Consider the following 15,503-nt stretch of genomic DNA (forward strand, 5'->3'; position numbering starts at 1 on the left):
ATGTTTCCTCAGAATCATAGGCTATTTTTGAGGGGTTTCATATTTTATATCAAATTAAGTCTTCTAAGCTCATAAACAACAAAAGGCAAACTCTCAGCGGAGAGAGTTTGCCTTTTGTTTCTTACTTACTTTGGTATACATCGAGCACACATTGCCATCCATAGCATTCTGATGGTACTTTCAAATTATTGATCCATACTTTTTCTTTTGCATTTAAATTGTCCTTTTTCATCACTATCGTATGGTTCAGGTTAGAGTCTGTTCTAACCCAAATTAAGCCACCCTCGATAAGCATTTTCGGATAAACATCTGCCATTCCCTTTGGATATGTAATTTGCTTTGAACTTCCATCTCGTACATTAACTAAGGTTAAAAATGGCTTTGGTCTTTGTTCTTGCGCGATATTCCAGCCGCTTTCTTTTTGGCGGCTCAGCACGATTTCTTCTTTACTTCTCCATGTGAAATCCCCATCAGCAAAACCTGCTCTGCCAAGTCCATTTTCATTTTCGGTTTTCGCATCCCAGATTGTTAATTTCTTGTTTTCAGTAATAAGTCTTCCGATCCCTTTAATATAAGCCAGCTTCTCAAACTTTGGAGACCAGTTAAACCAGTTTGGATTACTGAGCATTTCCCCTACTATTTTTGTTGTCGCTCCGTCTTTCGATACAACCATTAATGTATTGCTGTCAGCCGATAGTGATGCTGTCGGACAAGCAATAAAGGCAAACTCATTTTCTTCTGCTGACCATTTAAATTTCGAAGTGCCTATTGCAAAAAAGGACTCGCTTTCTTTTGGCAGTGTAGTAAGCAGTTTCACCTTTTTTAAATCACCATTTGCATCATATGGAACTGTAAAAATGCTCACAGGTGTCCAGCCACTTGGCTCTAGATTTGCAGATGAAGATACAACAAAATTTTTTCCGTCAGGTGTCCAACTATAATTACCTGCACCTAGAGTTACATTCTGAAAAGATGAAGCCGGCTTTGATACATCAATAACATTGAGAACTCCGTCGCTTTTCCATGCTAATAAAGGTTCAGTTGGTGACCACCTAGGCATTGAGGCATTCGAAGTAAATACTCTTCTTTTCAAACGTGTCACTCTGTTGTAAACCCATAGTTCTTTGGAATCTCCAGAAAGATAACTGATATAAATACCATTGCTTGATATTCTCGGATAAGACAATTTTGGTCCTTCAACTATTTTTCTTTCGACATCACCATCAATATAATATAATCCGTCATCTCGGACAAAAGCTGCTTGATTGCCGGCTGCATCAACATTCAACTCATGAGAACCAAAGAATACAGTGATAATAAAAAACACCAAAATAAATCTACGTCTCAACACGATCACCTCTTTATTAAAATGAGCCATTGAGACAAAACCATACTAAAAAACTCAAAAACCAACTGGTTCCTGAGCCATTTAATCGTAATTTATTCTCCTGTTTCAGCAAAACGCTTAACGCGAGCTCCTATTTCGTCGCGTACACGCTGAAACTCGCTCCATTCTTTTCCTGCAGGATCATCGAATCCCCAATGTTCACGCTTTTTATGCGGTGGTGTAGCAGGACAAACATCATTGGCATGTCCACATAACGTTACAACTAAATCCGCTTTTTCTAATATGTCCTTATCAATCACATCAGATGTTTGATTTGTTATATCAATTTTTACTTCGTTCATCGCTTTAACAGCGTTTGGGTTCACTCCATGAGCTTCGATTCCAGCAGAATATACATCATATTTATCGCTCAGGTAGTGGTGTCCAAATCCTTCAGCCATCTGTGAGCGGCAAGAGTTCCCTGTACAAAGAAAATAGATAATTGGTTTCGCCATTTTATGACCTCCTAATACTTCTTTCGTGACCATATTAATATAAGTATATCCTTATATCAATATTTATTTATATAATCTTTGACATTCTATATAAACATATGGTTATATACTAATGAGGTGAAAGCGATATGGAACTGGATCAGTTGACCGATTGTTATAAAGCAATGGCAGACAAAACCCGATTAAATATTTTAGCTTTACTCCGTCACGAAGAATTATGTGTATGTGAGTTAGTTGAAATTCTGCAAATGACACAACCAAGTATTTCACAGCACTTACGCAAATTAAAACAAGCTAAATTAGTAAAAGAAAGACGCAGCAGCCAATGGATCTTCTACTCCATCGATGGAGAGATTTATCCTTTTATAAAAGCAAACTTAGAAGCTCTGCCTGACATGTCAAATAAAATTGAACAACTTAAGAAATCTGGCGGGAAGGTTTGCTGCTAGCTTAGAAAATCAGCAATTGGGGGAATTATTATGGACAGCATGGCGATTACAGCCTTTGCTGTATTTTTGTTTACGCTTATTTTTGTTATATGGCAGCCGCGGGGACTTTCAATTGGCTGGTCTGCCACAATAGGAGCTGCGATCGCCCTGTTAACGAAAGTTGTTACTCCAGCTGACGTATGGACGGTTACAGGAATTGTATGGAACGCTACTTTAGCATTCGTTGCTATTATACTTATTTCCATTATTTTAGATGAAATCGGATTCTTTGAATGGTCTGCCCTTCATATGGCAAGACTGGCGGGCGGTAATGGCAGGAAGATGTTTTTTTATGTCATTTTACTTGGGGCAGCCGTAGCCGCTTTTTTTGCAAACGACGGTGCTGCTTTAATCCTGACGCCAATCGTTCTTGCACAAGTCAGAGCACTTAACTTTAAAGAATCTATGATCTTACCGTTTATTATGGCAAGTGGTTTTATTGCTGATACCACTTCATTGCCGCTCGTTGTATCAAACTTAGTGAACATCGTGTCCGCTGATTTCTTCAACATCGGTTTTGTTGAGTACGCGAGCCGCATGATCGTGCCGAACTTCTTTTCATTGTTTGCGAGCATGCTTGTCCTTTACGCATACTTCCGTAAAGACATTCCGGTAAATTACGATGTATCACAATTAAAACACCCAAAGGATGCAATTCGTGATCCAAAGATATTCAAGCTTTCTTGGTTCATACTAGCTGTTCTATTAATCGCATACTTAACAAGTGAGTTCATAGGAATTCCTGTATCCTTTATCGCTGGTGCAGCTGCGGTATTCTTTATTTTTGCTGCACGTAATAGCCCTGCCATCCATACAAAAAAGGTTATCAAAGATGCACCTTGGACGGTTGTTGTTTTCTCGATAGGAATGTATGTCGTCGTATACGGTCTTCGCAACGCCGGATTAACAGACATGCTTGGAGATTGGATACAAGTGATTGCAGATCAAGGCTTATTCTCGGCCACAATTGGAATGGGCTTTCTTGCTGCCTTTTTATCATCCATCATGAACAACATGCCGACAGTAATGATCGATGCACTAGCCATTCATGGAACAAATACATCTGGCGTTATCCGAGAAGCTTTAATTTTTGCTAACGTGATCGGTTCTGACTTAGGTCCTAAAATAACACCTATCGGATCATTAGCAACGCTTTTATGGCTTCATGTATTATCGAAAAAAGGGATTAAGATCACTTGGGGTTATTATTTTAAAATCGGTATCATTTTAACAATTCCAACTTTATTTATTACCCTAGCAGGGCTTTACTTATGGCTTCTGCTTATATCTTAATACAAGGAGAGTGCAAAATCATGATTCAACGTATGCATGTTGCTGTTAACTGTACAGACTTAGAGAAATCTCTTACGTTTTATAAAAGCTTTTTCGGTCAGGAACCAGCAAAAATAAAAGAAAACTACGCAAAATTCGAACTAGATGAGCCAGCTCTTCACTTTTCATTAAATGTACGTCCCTTTGAAAAAGAAGGTGTCCTTAATCATTTAGGTTTTCAAGTTAACAAAACAGAAGATGTACTAGCGGTGGGCGAAAGACTTAGAGAAGCCGGACTTCTTTTAATCGATGAAATGGATACAACTTGCTGCTATGCGGTTCAAGATAAAGTATGGGTATATGACCCAGACGGTAACGCATGGGAAATCTTCTACACAAAAGAAGATTCCGAATTCGAATCTGCAGGAGATGCACGTGATTTATCATTATGCTGTGCTCCTCCACAGAACCCACAAACCATTCAATTAGGTTTTACAAAAAAATAAAACATAAAAAATCCCTCTGCCGCGTAAAAAAAGCAGGGGATTTTTTTCTTAAATGGCAGACAAAGCAATTATTTCATCAGTCCTTATGATGATCTGGTCAAATTGCTCATGATCATTACGCATGACACTTATTATAATAAATTCTCTTTCAACTACTTTAAGTCTGCCTTTGTATGTCTTCTTCACTGTATCCACAGCGACTTGCCTCTCAATTAGACGCATAGCTTCTCGTCTGAAGCCCATTCTTTTGACTCACCCTTCCCATTTAGTACAACAAGGGTCTTATATTCTATTACATGCAAGATGTTCATAAAAAGACACGGACAAACACACCAGGTCAAATGACTATTCTGGGACAAACAAGCATATATATGAGTAATAAAAGTACAAGGATGATTGCCATGATGAGACGTACTGTTGCTATATTTTTCGGCAGCATATTAGTTGGCATTGGTATTAACGGATTTATTGTTCCTTTTCATCTTCTTGATGGCGGGATGATTGGAATAAGCCTTCTTGTAAAATATGTATGGGGATATAAGATTGGTATGACACTCGTAATTTTAAGTCTGCCTATTTATCTGATGGCCTGGAAGCTTGAACGGCGCTATTTTATTAACAGTATACATGGACTTCTCGTTTCTTCACTTATTATTGATCTTCTTACTCCATTAAGAGGGATGTTTACCGTATCAATCATGGAAAGTTCAGTTATAGGCGGTCTGTGTATCGGAACAGGAATCGGCTGGATGCTTCGTCATGAAACGAGTACAGGCGGCACCGATCTTTTGGCTCTTTTTGTTTCCAGATGGTTTTCGATTAATGTCGGGATGGTTATCTTTCTAATTGATGCAGCAGTTATTCTTGCAGGACTGTATGTTATGGGAGAAGGTATATTATTCTACTCGCTAGTTACCATTCTTTCAGTTGGTTTTGCAACGATGACCATGACCCTCATCCGGTCGATTAATTTTTATAAAAGCACTTCTTGAGGGGGTCTGACCCCCAACCATATATTTCTCTGAACAAATTTCTCTATTTGTTCAGGGAATTTCCTTCATTTCTTTATTAAACAGATGATGATTTCATTTTTCTTTATTTCAAAACAGCACTTGATCGTAATATTTCCGAGTATATTGGACTATGTCAAATATTGACGACTCGGGAGTATATGCTAAAAACTCGTTGGATTATGAGTGAATTTCGTTGGATTATAACAAATTCTCGTTGGATTATGTGTGAAACTCGTTGGATTATTCATTCAGCTGCGTGGGAAAGAGAAAAAAGATGCCTCGAAAAAGGTTTTTTCTTATCTATGGAGATATATGTTAGCTTAATAATCACCAAATATTACTCTGAAACAAAAAAAGCTCCGTCAAACTACTTTTTAAGTGTAGTGACAGAGCTTTTTTCATATTAAAATGTCGAACCAGATTTTAAGTGCAGTGGCGATAATAAGTGCCGCTAAGACAACTTGCAGAAATTTTGTATTTGATTTTTTACCTATTCTGGCTCCAAGCGGTGACGCGATTAAACTAGCGACAACCAAAATTAAAGCCGGCCAAAACAAAATTTGTCCTGTTGAAATTTTTCCCGCAATAGATCCGATAGAAGAAATGAATGTGATCGCTAGTGAAGAGGCAATCGTCATTCGTGTTGGAATTTTTAGTACAACAAGCATAATAGGGACTAAAATAAATGCACCGCCTGCTCCTACAATTCCCGCAGCTAGACCTACTACAAAAGCAAGAACAGCTGCAACCCATTTGTTGAAATGAACTTGATCATTTGGAATATCATCTATCCCTTTTTTCGGTATAAACATCAATACTGCTGCAATTACCGCTAACACTCCATATACAACATTAACCTGTTCATCAGTCAATAATCGTGAGCCGAATCCGCCGATAAAACTTCCTAACAATACGCTTAATCCCATATAGAGGATCAGTGCTTTATTTAAATATCCACCTTTTCTATATGCCCATACACCGCCGATCGTAGCAAAAAAAACCTGGACCGCGCTTATCCCGGATACTTCATGTGGCGAAAAAGCTAAAAACCCTAATAATGCAGGGATAAAGAGAAGCATTGGATAGTTTATAATGGATCCACCGATACCGACCATTCCAGATATAAAAGAACCTATAAAGCCGATTAAGAAAATAGTAATAATAAAACTAATATCCATGGCTTTTCCATCCCCCTTCACTGAAACCAATTAGATAAACAAGTTAATCTTAGATTCATCAGCATCAGCAAGATATGAAGCCACACCCGCATAATCTAACCCGTCTATAAGCTCATCTTGTGTAATACCCATAACGTCCATCGACATTGTACAAGCGACCATCTTAACATCGAGATCTTGAGCCATATCAATCAACTCTTTAAGCGAAACAATATTTTTCTTTTTCATTGTGTACTTCATCATTTTTCCGCCAAGACCGCCAAAATTCATTTTGGAAATACCCAGCTTTTCTGGTCCTCTTGGCATCATTGCTGCAAACATTTTATCCATGAAAGATTTTTTTCCGACATTCACATATTCTTCTTTTCTTAAAATGTTGAGTCCCCAGAATGTAAAGAACATCGTAACTTGTTTCCCCATAGCTGCAGCCCCAGTTGCAATGATGAAACTTGCCATTGCTTTATCAAGATCACCGCTGAAGACTACCATTGTTGATTTATTTTGTTGCTGTTCCATAGCTATCTCTCCTTTTTTAAACCAATACCTATACGGCTATAGGTATTGGTATTTCTATTAAAAATACCGGGCTTAGCCTTTTTGAATATAAAATTTGAATACGCCGTCTTCTTCTTTGTGGTCTAATAATTCATGACCAGAAGATTTTGACCATGCAGATAAGTCATTTACTGCTCCCTTATCTGTTGCAAGGACTTCTAAAATATCACCGCTCTGTAAAGTATCCATCGCTTTTTTCGTCTTTACGATTGGCATTGGGCAAGATAACCCTTTAGTATCTAAAGTTTGTGTTACGTTCATTTGAAGAACCTCCTGGTAATTTAAGTTTTGTTAACTTACTCTGTAATTGCACAACGGTTTGGACCAATTTCCATCTCACGCTGTTCGTCAGCTGCAGGATCGATTTTACCCATGTTTGTCTGACGGATTTCTTGGTACGCGTTAGGCTGAGGCGGTAAGTTTTCTGTTACAGCCTTACGGAATTCATCATCACTTTCAATCTTTAATCCATCATTCTTATCGAATAATTCACCTAGTGGAGCAGAAACAGCACCTTTTTCATCAAGTTCGCTGATCTTACCAAAGTGAGCTGGCAATACGACTAAATCTTTTGAAAGACTGTTGTATTTGTTGTATAGAGAATCACGCAAATCACTTACCCAATCTTCTGCTTTACCTGCAAGGTCAGGACGTCCGATCGAATCGACAAACAGTATATCTCCTGAAAGCAAGTATTGTCCGTCAACGATCATAGAAGTACTTCCGATCGTATGTCCTGGAGTATACAATGGCTGAATTTCAATCTTCGTATTCCCGATCGTAATGTCTTTACCTTCTTCTAATGCTTCATAAGAAAACGTTACTTCCTCAGCATCTTTTGGAGGCAACCAGTATGTTCCGTTTGTTTTTTCCGCAAGTCGGCGTCCGCCTGAAATGTGGTCAGCATGCAGATGGGTATCGATCAAGTTCTTAATTTCTAGACCATTTTCTTTTGCAAAATCTTCATAAGCTTCAATCGTACGAGCAGTGTCAATAATTGCTGCTTCTCCGTCCGATTCAACAAGGTAAGAAAGACACCCTTTACCGATACGGTTGAACTGATAGATAGAGCCGCCATCCTTTAAGTCGCCAATCTTAACTGGCATCAAATATTCGCTCCAAGCTTTCATTCCGCCTTCAAGATAATAAACATCTTTAATGCCTGCTTCATCAAGCATCTCTGCAACCATTACTGAAGAGCCTTCTTTAGCACAAACAACTAACACTTCTTCTTTTGGAAGGTGTTCTAGCACATCTTCAACACCATCAATTAAATCGAAGTACGGACGGTTAATGGATTCAATACCTTTTCCTTCGATCTTCCAGTCTGAAAAATCACTTTCATTGCGAACATCAAGAATAAACATTTTTCCTTCAACAACTCTTTTTGCTACTTCTTTAGCTGATAATGCTTTTATCACAACAAATACCTCCCTAGGTATATCCTTATTTAAAATTTTTTACTGGGAATCTACAGGTCCGGTCCATTCAGACATTCCAGGCAATACGTTTTTCACACGCTCAAAACCATTTTCAGATAAAATTTGTGCAGCCATGTCACTTCTGCTTCCTGTACGGCATACAACATGAATTTCTTTATTTTTATCAAGCGTATCTAACTTATTTTCAAGTTCACCTAGAGGAATTGATACTGCCCCCGGTATACGTTTAAACTCGTACTCTGCCGGTTCTCTTACATCCAGCACAATCATGTTGTCTTTATTTTCGGATAGAGCGTTCTCTAATTCATCATTTTGGATCGTGTGTTCAAACTCTGCAGCTTCTTTAACTTCATTTGGATTCGATTTTCTTAAATAATGCTTAAGGACATCTCCTTCTTCTTTTGTCCCTAAATATTGGTTTCCTGTATTTCGAGCCCAGCCTTGTATATCAGCCAAAGAACCTTTATCTGTTGCTTGAACTTCAATTACTTGACCTGCTTCCAGCTGATCCATTGCTTTTTTTGTTTTTACAATCGGCATCGGACATGATAATCCTTTACAATCTAAAACTTGATCTACTTTAATACTCATTTAATAAATCCCTCCATACAATCTGTATTATTTTGTTTGACCTTTCCAATTCAACATTCCGCCTGTCATATTCGTAACTTTGAAATTGTTTTCGGATAAGATACCGCATGCTTTTTCACTTCTTTTACCCGATCGGCAAACCATAATGTACTCTTTTGATTGATCTAATTCATGTAATCTATTTGGAACTTCTCCAAGCGGAATATGCTTTGCGCCTGAGATCATGCCTTGTGCAACTTCATCATCTTCACGAACATCAATAATGTTTAATCCGCTTCCTTCTTTTAGTAAATCCTCAACTTTTTGTGGATCTATTGTTTTTAATGGCATATACTGCGCCCTCCTTTATACTTATACCCGTATAGGTATGTTTAAGATCAAAAAAATATAATCATTTGCATTTTTACAAAATACCCATAGGGGTATATTAAAACATAAAAGATAATCTGTCAACAGTCTTTGCTTTTGACAGATATTAGCGGCTTTTCACTAGAAGCTGAACCGCTTCTTTAACAAGATCAGAGTTCAGATTATCGCCTTTTTCCATTTGATCACGCAAACATTGTTCCAAGTTAGTGCCGACAATCAATCCAATCGTACGGTCAATTGCGGTACGAGAAGCGGAAAGCTGAGTAATAACATCTTTGCAATCTTTTTCTTCCTCTAACATACGCAGAACACCACGAATTTGACCCTCTATTCTTTTTAAGCGGTTTTTCATTTCTTGTGTGTACTCCAATTCAGCACCTCCTCGTTTTTGAATACCTATAGGGGTATATTACATGAATTCATCTTCTATGTCAAATAGTGAAAAGAAAAGGCTGCAACTATTTAACTGCAGCCTTTCGTCATGAATTATTGTGCCACTTTCTGCATTCTTTCATGAACAAGATCCATAACAGCCTGCTTAAGATTAGCTAATGATTCATTTGCTTTATCATTGGAATCAGATTTCACACCAAAATAAAATTTCACTTTCGGTTCTGTTCCTGAAGGTCTTACGCAGAACCAAGAACCATCCGCCAGCTTATATTTCAATACATTGGATTTTGGAAGTGTAATATCCTCCGTTGTATCTTCAGCAGCGTAATAACGGAGGCTCGCTTGATAATCCTCAGTTACTGTTAACGTTTGTCCGTTTATTTCTTGTGGCATATCCGCTCTAAATCCTGATAGCAAGTTCTCAATTTGTTCTGCACCGGACTTGCCTTTTAGCGTTAAGGATTCAAGTCCTTCCTTATAATAGCCATGTTTTTCATAAACATCTGTTAGTGCTTCATATAGAGTTTTACCATTTTTCTTATAAAAAGCAGCCATCTCAGCACCCATTAAACATGCTTGAACAGCATCTTTATCACGAACAAAGTCTCCGATTAAAGATCCGTAGCTTTCTTCATATCCGAATACAAAAGAATGAGCACCGCTCTTTTCATATTCTTTAATTTTTTCGCCTATAAATTTAAATCCAGTCAATGTATCTTCTACGGTTAAACCATATGATTCAGCGATAACCCGTCCTAATTCAGATGTTACAATTGTTTTAAAAACAATGCCATTTGAATTTAGGCTTCCTTTTTCTTCACGCTGTGAAAGAATATATTCGATCATAAGCGCTCCGGTTTGGTTACCCGTTAGAATTTCATATTCACCATCATTATTCTTCACTGCGATTCCTACGCGGTCAGCATCGGGATCTGTTGCCATTAAAATTTCAGCGTTTGTTTTCTTCCCATATTCAATAGCAAGCTCAAATGCAGCATGTTCTTCTGGATTTGGTGACTTAACAGTTGAAAAATTCGCATCCGGAAGTTCTTGTTCTTTTACGATTGTTACGTTCGAAAAACCAAGTCTTTTTAGTCCTTCACGCACTGGAATGTTAGCTGTACCATGAAGCGGAGTAAACACGATGTTTAAATCATGCATTTCTGTAACAACATCACGATTCAGACTGATTTTAGCCAATTGTTCCATATATGCTTCATCGATTTCATCACCAACTACTTTTATCAAGCCTGATTCTTTTAACACTGTTTCTTCTTTAACTGTAAGTGATAACTCATCTTCAACAGCGTTTACTTTTTCGATTACCATATCAGCTTCCTTTGGAGGGAGCTGTCCGCCATCTGGACCATATACTTTATAACCATTATATTCAGGAGGATTATGGCTTGCAGTAATCACAATTCCGCAATATGCTTTCAAATATCTAACCGCAAAAGATAATTCTGGAGTAGGTCTTAAGCTTTCAAAAACATATGCCTGTACACCATTAGAAGCTAAAGTCTTAGCAGCCTCCATTGCAAATTCAGGTGAATAATGGCGAGAATCATAAGCAATAACAACTCCGCGTTTTTGAGCTTTTTCTCCCTGTTCAATAATAAAATTCGCTAGCCCTAAAGAAGCTTTACGAACTGTATATGTGTTCATCCTGTTTGTACCAGGGCCGATTTCTCCTCGCATTCCGCCAGTACCAAACTCTAGATTCTTATAAAAGCAGTCTTCAAGTACTGTCCCGTTATCTTTCATTTCTTCTAATGCAGTTTTTAATGACTTCTCTAAATTAGCGTGTTTCATCCATTTCTCATGTGTTTGTTGCCAGGACATCTTACTGCCTCCCTCTTCATAGTTGTAAATAAATTGTTTAGTGTAATTTCGATTTATATCGATTATTTCCTGCTTTATCTTTTAATTACGGCATTTATTATACCGTTTTCACCATAAAATGAATACCTCTTATTGGAATTTACTCAAATATATGACACGATTCGAGATATTTCCCGAGAAATAGAGAAAATGCGGCAGCACATTTGCTTACCGCATTTCGTTTTTATTTGCTTTTGTCTTTTTGAACTACAGAATATAAATCTAGACGACGATCTCTAAGTAAAGTTACACTGCCTGTTTTCCGCTGTCTTCTTAGTATTTCCAAGTCTACATCCCCAACAACGACAGTTTCGATATTTGGGTGACATTCCCCCACAATTCCGTCCCGCGGGAAAGCAAAATCAGATGGCGTGAAAATACCAGACTGGGCATATTGAATATCCATATTTTCAACTTGTGAAAGGTTTCCTACTGTACCTGCAATCGCAGTGTAAATCTCATTTTCAATCGCACGAGCTTGAGAACAATAGCGAACCCGCAAGTATCCTTGGCGATCTTCCGTACAGAAAGGAGTGAAAATAATTTTTGCACCTTGATCCGTTACAATGCGGGATAATTCTGGGAATTCAATGTCATAACAGATGAGAATCGCAATCTTTCCACAGTCCGTATCAAATACTTGAACCTGGTCTCCAGGACTGATTCCCCACCATTTACGTTCATTCGGTGTGATGTGAAGTTTATATTGTTTATCAATTGTACCATCTCTTCGGAACAAGTAAGCCACATTGTAAATGTCTCCATCTTCTTCTACGAAGTGAGAACCTCCAATAATGTTTACATTGTATCTTACAGAAAGATTCGTAAATAATTCGATATATTGCTCTGTAAATTCTGTCAGTCTTCTAATCGCTGAACTTGGACTTTTTTCCTCGCAGAACGATAAAAGCTGTGTAGTTAGAAGCTCAGGGAACACAGCAAAGTCTGACCCTTGATCGGAAGCAACATCAGTATAGTATTCAACTTGTGTTGCAAAATCCTCAAAAGAATCGATGGTTTTCATCATGTACTGAATAGCTGTAATTCGTACAGGCTCACTCGTTTTGAAGTATTTCTTTGTTTTGTTAGGTATGAAATCAACGTTGTTCCATTCCATTAAGGTTGCGTATGCTTTTGATTGTTTGTCATCAGGAAGATAGCTTTTGTTTAAACGCATAACAGTGAAACCATTCATTAGTTGAAACGTTAAAACGGGATCGTAAATATTATGCTGTATAACTTCTTTTACATATTCACGGGGGGTCATCTCATTTTCATATTTATGATAGTTAGGAATTCTTCCCCCAAGGATAATACTTTTCAGGTTCTTTTGTTCAGCCAGTTCTTTGCGGGCTTCATATAGTCTCGCACCGATTTTCATTCTTCGATACTCAGGGTGAACCATAACTTCAATTCCATACAGATTAAAGCCTTCAGGATCATGATTGGTGATATAGCCTTTATCAGTAATTTCATCCCACGTATGCTTATCATCGTACTCGTCAAAGTTAACCATCAGACTGGAACAGCTTCCGACAATTTCCCCTTCAAATGTGACACAAAACTGTCCTTCTGGAAAAATTCTTAAATGACTTTCTAACTGTTCTCTAGTCCAAGGCTCCATATTATTAGGAAAGCAGATCTTTTGCAGTGCTAAAATTTCATCTAAATCTTCAAACTCAATATTGCGTAATTCTATCTTTTTCTCAAATTTGGATACATCAATCTCATTGCTCATACTATCCACTCCTCTAACCAGTAATGCTGCTGTTTTTTTTACGTCCAGGTTTTCATACGTTCATATAAAGAACCTGTGTAGAGTTCTAGTTCATTTCCATCGGGATCAGTAAAACTTACCGTCCATCCTTCTCCTCGTACAATTGGGCCTCTGATTATTGTCACTTGTTTTTCATTCAGTAATTCAATAGCTTTATGAAAACTAACTTCAGTCACTGAAAAAGCAAAATGGTCTACTCCAATTTGTTCTTTTTGAATAGGTTTTGCATTTTTCATTTCCAGTAAACACAGCCAGACTCCACCAATATCAAGATATACATCTGTATTCCCTTTATGGACTATTTTTGCACCTAAAATGTTTTGATAAAAAGAAATTGATGCGGTTAGATTTGATACTTTGATCGTGATGTGGTTAATCCCTAAAACTTCAATCATACTTTATGGAATGTTTTTCAATCATATCAATAAGGTTTGATAGTTCGAGCTCTGCAATGGATTCCATTCGTTGATCCACTTCATTAAAGTTCATATGTTTTGTTACAGGATTAGGTATAACTACACAATAAAGTCCCGCTTTCTTAGCAGCAAGTGATCCGTTTAATGAATCTTCAAAAGCAATCGTTTCTTCGGGTTTCACACCTAGTGCTTCTACTGCCTGGATATAAAGGGCAGGATCTGGCTTAACCTTTTCAACATCATCAGCTGTTTTAATTACTTCAAAATAATCCATAAGTCCAATTCGACCTAGATGTTCAGTAACCCAAGCACGGCTCGAACTAGACGCAAGACCAATTTTCAAATTAGCGTCCTTAGCAGCTTTTAAGTAATTTTCTATTCCCGGTAATGGCTTTTGCTCGCGAATTAGCGCTAATGCTCGTTCAGTCTTTCTAGTTTTTAAATCATCATGATCAAGCTTTTTTTGAATCTGCTCCTCTAAATATTCGTAAGGGTTAAATCCAGAATGGGTACCGATGCCTTCACCCCATACTTCGATCGGCAAATCAGCCCCGTATTCTTTAAACATTTCCTGTAAGGCATTATAATGCTGTGATTCAGTATCCAATATCGTGCCATCGAAATCGAAAACAAGTGCTTTTATCAATGATTATCATCCTTTTAGCTGTTCTTTTACTCTATCTTCTTAGAATTTAACTTTCTACGCAAGAAAACAGATCTACCTAAACAATCATTGTTGAATATTCCCGCGAAAAACTACAATAATCCCGCGGATTTTTCGATAATTCCGCAAAAACCGCTATTAATTCCGCGAAAATTACTATAACCCGCGAGTCAACAAAACGAGTCCAATCCGCTCTGCCTCGTACCTTACTTTTTTTAATGAATTGGGCTAGTTTTGAACATCACTTTTTTTCCGCTGCTCGTAGCAATGATCGCACCTAATTGATCTGTTCTGTATATCGTCATCTTTCTATTGTTTAATCTGTACATGACTTCTTTTGAAGGGAATTGATAAGGGTTGTTCCTTCCTACTGAAATAACAGCTGTTTTCGCCTTCACTTTTTTTAAAAAGTCCAACGTGGTCCCCGTATTCGCTCCATGGTGACCGATTTTAATAACATCTGCTCTAACACCGCCTCGGCTAAGGATTTCCTTTTCTTCTTCCGCACCAGCATCGGCCATGAATAAGAATTTCTTCTTTGCATGTTTGATCATAATAACAGCTGAGTAGTCATTGATATGTTTATAATAAGAAGCTTTTGGCGCCAGCATTTCCACTTTTACCGAAAAACCCATCTTAAAATGTACTCCTGCTTTCGCACGGTCTACGGGAATTTGCTTTTCATTGATCACGCGAAACAAGTCATGATAATATTTTGTGTCATATGGAAGATTGGGCATATAAAGAACGCTGACAGGAAAAGCTCGTATGACATCATCTAATGAACCGATGTGATCATGGTGAGGATGAGTGGCTATCACTATATCGAGTTGAGTAATTCCAACCTTTTTCAAGTACATAATAATTTTTTCAGCGTCGTTTTCATCTCCGCCATCAATGAGCATGGTCTGCCCATTAGGAGCTTGAACGAGTATGCAATCTGCTTGTCCAACATCTAAAAAGTGAATCGTCAATGGATCAAACCAGTCGGCATGTACGGTTTTCTCCGAGAACAACGTGAATACTAACAAGAAACAAAAGCATAATGCCGCTGATTTGTTATATCGCTTCAATTTTCACACCCCTTAATACCATCTTTTCGTCCCAAAAAACTTA

The 15,503-nt window shown here is 37.8% G+C and carries 19 protein-coding genes; 4 read left to right on the forward strand and 15 right to left on the reverse strand.

Annotation, left to right across the window (positions count from 1 at the left end):
- Window positions 1-121: 121 nt before the first annotated feature.
- Window positions 122-1,348 carry a TolB family protein gene (locus tag RGB74_RS16850; RefSeq protein WP_310760443.1) on the reverse strand — a complete coding sequence of 409 codons (1,227 nt, stop codon included), beginning with the start codon at window positions 1,346-1,348 and terminating at the stop codon, window positions 122-124.
- 92 nt (window positions 1,349-1,440) lie between these two features.
- The gene (gene arsC / locus RGB74_RS16855; protein WP_310760444.1) at window positions 1,441-1,842 is read right to left on the reverse strand and encodes an arsenate reductase (thioredoxin); all 402 of its coding nucleotides are present in this window, start codon (window positions 1,840-1,842) and stop codon (window positions 1,441-1,443) included.
- Between the two features lie 128 nt (window positions 1,843-1,970).
- On the opposite strand from arsC, the gene RGB74_RS16860 reads away from it, so the two are divergent.
- The 3 genes from RGB74_RS16860 to RGB74_RS16870 are packed head-to-tail and all read left to right on the forward strand — an operon-like array spanning window position 1,971 to window position 4,108.
- A complete protein-coding gene (locus RGB74_RS16860) occupies window positions 1,971-2,291 on the forward strand; it encodes an ArsR/SmtB family transcription factor (protein WP_310760445.1) in 321 nt (106 codons plus the stop codon).
- A 30-nt stretch (window positions 2,292-2,321) separates the two neighbouring features.
- Window positions 2,322-3,623, forward strand: a complete 1,302-nt coding sequence (locus RGB74_RS16865) for an arsenic transporter (RefSeq protein WP_310760446.1) — start codon at window positions 2,322-2,324, stop codon at window positions 3,621-3,623.
- A 20-nt stretch (window positions 3,624-3,643) separates the two neighbouring features.
- A complete protein-coding gene (locus tag RGB74_RS16870) occupies window positions 3,644-4,108 on the forward strand; it encodes an ArsI/CadI family heavy metal resistance metalloenzyme (RefSeq protein ID WP_310760447.1) in 465 nt (154 codons plus the stop codon).
- A 48-nt stretch (window positions 4,109-4,156) separates the two neighbouring features.
- Here RGB74_RS16870 and RGB74_RS16875 read toward each other — a convergent pair whose 3' ends face one another.
- On the reverse strand, window positions 4,157-4,351 hold the full coding sequence (locus RGB74_RS16875; RefSeq protein WP_310760448.1) for a hypothetical protein: 195 nt from the start codon (window positions 4,349-4,351) through the stop codon (window positions 4,157-4,159).
- A 158-nt stretch (window positions 4,352-4,509) separates the two neighbouring features.
- Between RGB74_RS16875 and RGB74_RS16880 the strand changes: the two genes are divergently transcribed.
- Window positions 4,510-5,100 carry a YitT family protein gene (locus RGB74_RS16880; protein ID WP_310760449.1) on the forward strand — a complete coding sequence of 197 codons (591 nt, stop codon included), beginning with the start codon at window positions 4,510-4,512 and terminating at the stop codon, window positions 5,098-5,100.
- A gap of 419 nt (window positions 5,101-5,519) precedes the next feature.
- On the opposite strand, the gene RGB74_RS16885 is transcribed toward RGB74_RS16880, so the two are convergent.
- The 12 genes from RGB74_RS16885 to RGB74_RS16940 all read right to left on the reverse strand — a co-directional run bounded on the left by RGB74_RS16885 (window position 5,520) and on the right by RGB74_RS16940 (window position 15,460).
- The gene (locus tag RGB74_RS16885; RefSeq protein WP_310760450.1) at window positions 5,520-6,299 is read right to left on the reverse strand and encodes a sulfite exporter TauE/SafE family protein; all 780 of its coding nucleotides are present in this window, start codon (window positions 6,297-6,299) and stop codon (window positions 5,520-5,522) included.
- 30 nt (window positions 6,300-6,329) lie between these two features.
- Complete coding sequence (locus RGB74_RS16890; protein WP_310760451.1) at window positions 6,330-6,815, reverse strand: DsrE/DsrF/DrsH-like family protein; 486 nt, start codon at window positions 6,813-6,815, stop codon at window positions 6,330-6,332.
- Window positions 6,816-6,887: 72 nt separating this feature from the next.
- Window positions 6,888-7,115: a sulfurtransferase TusA family protein gene (locus tag RGB74_RS16895; protein WP_310760452.1), complete on the reverse strand. Its 228-nt coding sequence runs from the start codon at window positions 7,113-7,115 to the stop codon at window positions 6,888-6,890.
- Between the two features lie 35 nt (window positions 7,116-7,150).
- On the reverse strand, window positions 7,151-8,275 hold the full coding sequence (locus RGB74_RS16900) for an MBL fold metallo-hydrolase (RefSeq protein ID WP_396135988.1): 1,125 nt from the start codon (window positions 8,273-8,275) through the stop codon (window positions 7,151-7,153).
- A gap of 39 nt (window positions 8,276-8,314) precedes the next feature.
- Window positions 8,315-8,887: a sulfurtransferase TusA family protein gene (locus RGB74_RS16905; protein WP_310760453.1), complete on the reverse strand. Its 573-nt coding sequence runs from the start codon at window positions 8,885-8,887 to the stop codon at window positions 8,315-8,317.
- A gap of 27 nt (window positions 8,888-8,914) precedes the next feature.
- Window positions 8,915-9,217, reverse strand: a complete 303-nt coding sequence (locus tag RGB74_RS16910; protein ID WP_310760454.1) for a rhodanese-like domain-containing protein — start codon at window positions 9,215-9,217, stop codon at window positions 8,915-8,917.
- 145 nt (window positions 9,218-9,362) lie between these two features.
- Window positions 9,363-9,626, reverse strand: a complete 264-nt coding sequence (locus RGB74_RS16915; protein ID WP_310262083.1) for a metal-sensitive transcriptional regulator — start codon at window positions 9,624-9,626, stop codon at window positions 9,363-9,365.
- 116 nt (window positions 9,627-9,742) lie between these two features.
- Window positions 9,743-11,491, reverse strand: a complete 1,749-nt coding sequence (locus RGB74_RS16920) for a phospho-sugar mutase (RefSeq protein ID WP_310760455.1) — start codon at window positions 11,489-11,491, stop codon at window positions 9,743-9,745.
- A gap of 223 nt (window positions 11,492-11,714) precedes the next feature.
- The gene (locus RGB74_RS16925) at window positions 11,715-13,268 is read right to left on the reverse strand and encodes a bifunctional GNAT family N-acetyltransferase/carbon-nitrogen hydrolase family protein (RefSeq protein WP_310760456.1); all 1,554 of its coding nucleotides are present in this window, start codon (window positions 13,266-13,268) and stop codon (window positions 11,715-11,717) included.
- 38 nt (window positions 13,269-13,306) lie between these two features.
- Window positions 13,307-13,699 (reverse strand): VOC family protein, encoded by a 393-nt coding sequence (locus RGB74_RS16930; RefSeq protein WP_310762915.1) that lies wholly within the window; start codon window positions 13,697-13,699, stop codon window positions 13,307-13,309.
- Entirely contained in the window at window positions 13,695-14,369 is a 675-nt protein-coding gene (locus tag RGB74_RS16935) for an HAD family hydrolase (protein ID WP_310760457.1), read from the reverse strand. The genes RGB74_RS16930 and RGB74_RS16935 overlap by 5 nt, the downstream gene beginning before the upstream one ends.
- A gap of 233 nt (window positions 14,370-14,602) precedes the next feature.
- On the reverse strand, window positions 14,603-15,460 hold the full coding sequence (locus tag RGB74_RS16940) for a ComEC/Rec2 family competence protein (protein WP_310760458.1): 858 nt from the start codon (window positions 15,458-15,460) through the stop codon (window positions 14,603-14,605).
- Window positions 15,461-15,503: the final 43 nt, after the last annotated feature.

Origin of the sequence: Bacillus sp. NEB1478 (genome assembly GCF_031582965.1) — a bacterium.
GTDB lineage: Bacteria > Bacillota > Bacilli > Bacillales > Fictibacillaceae > Fictibacillus.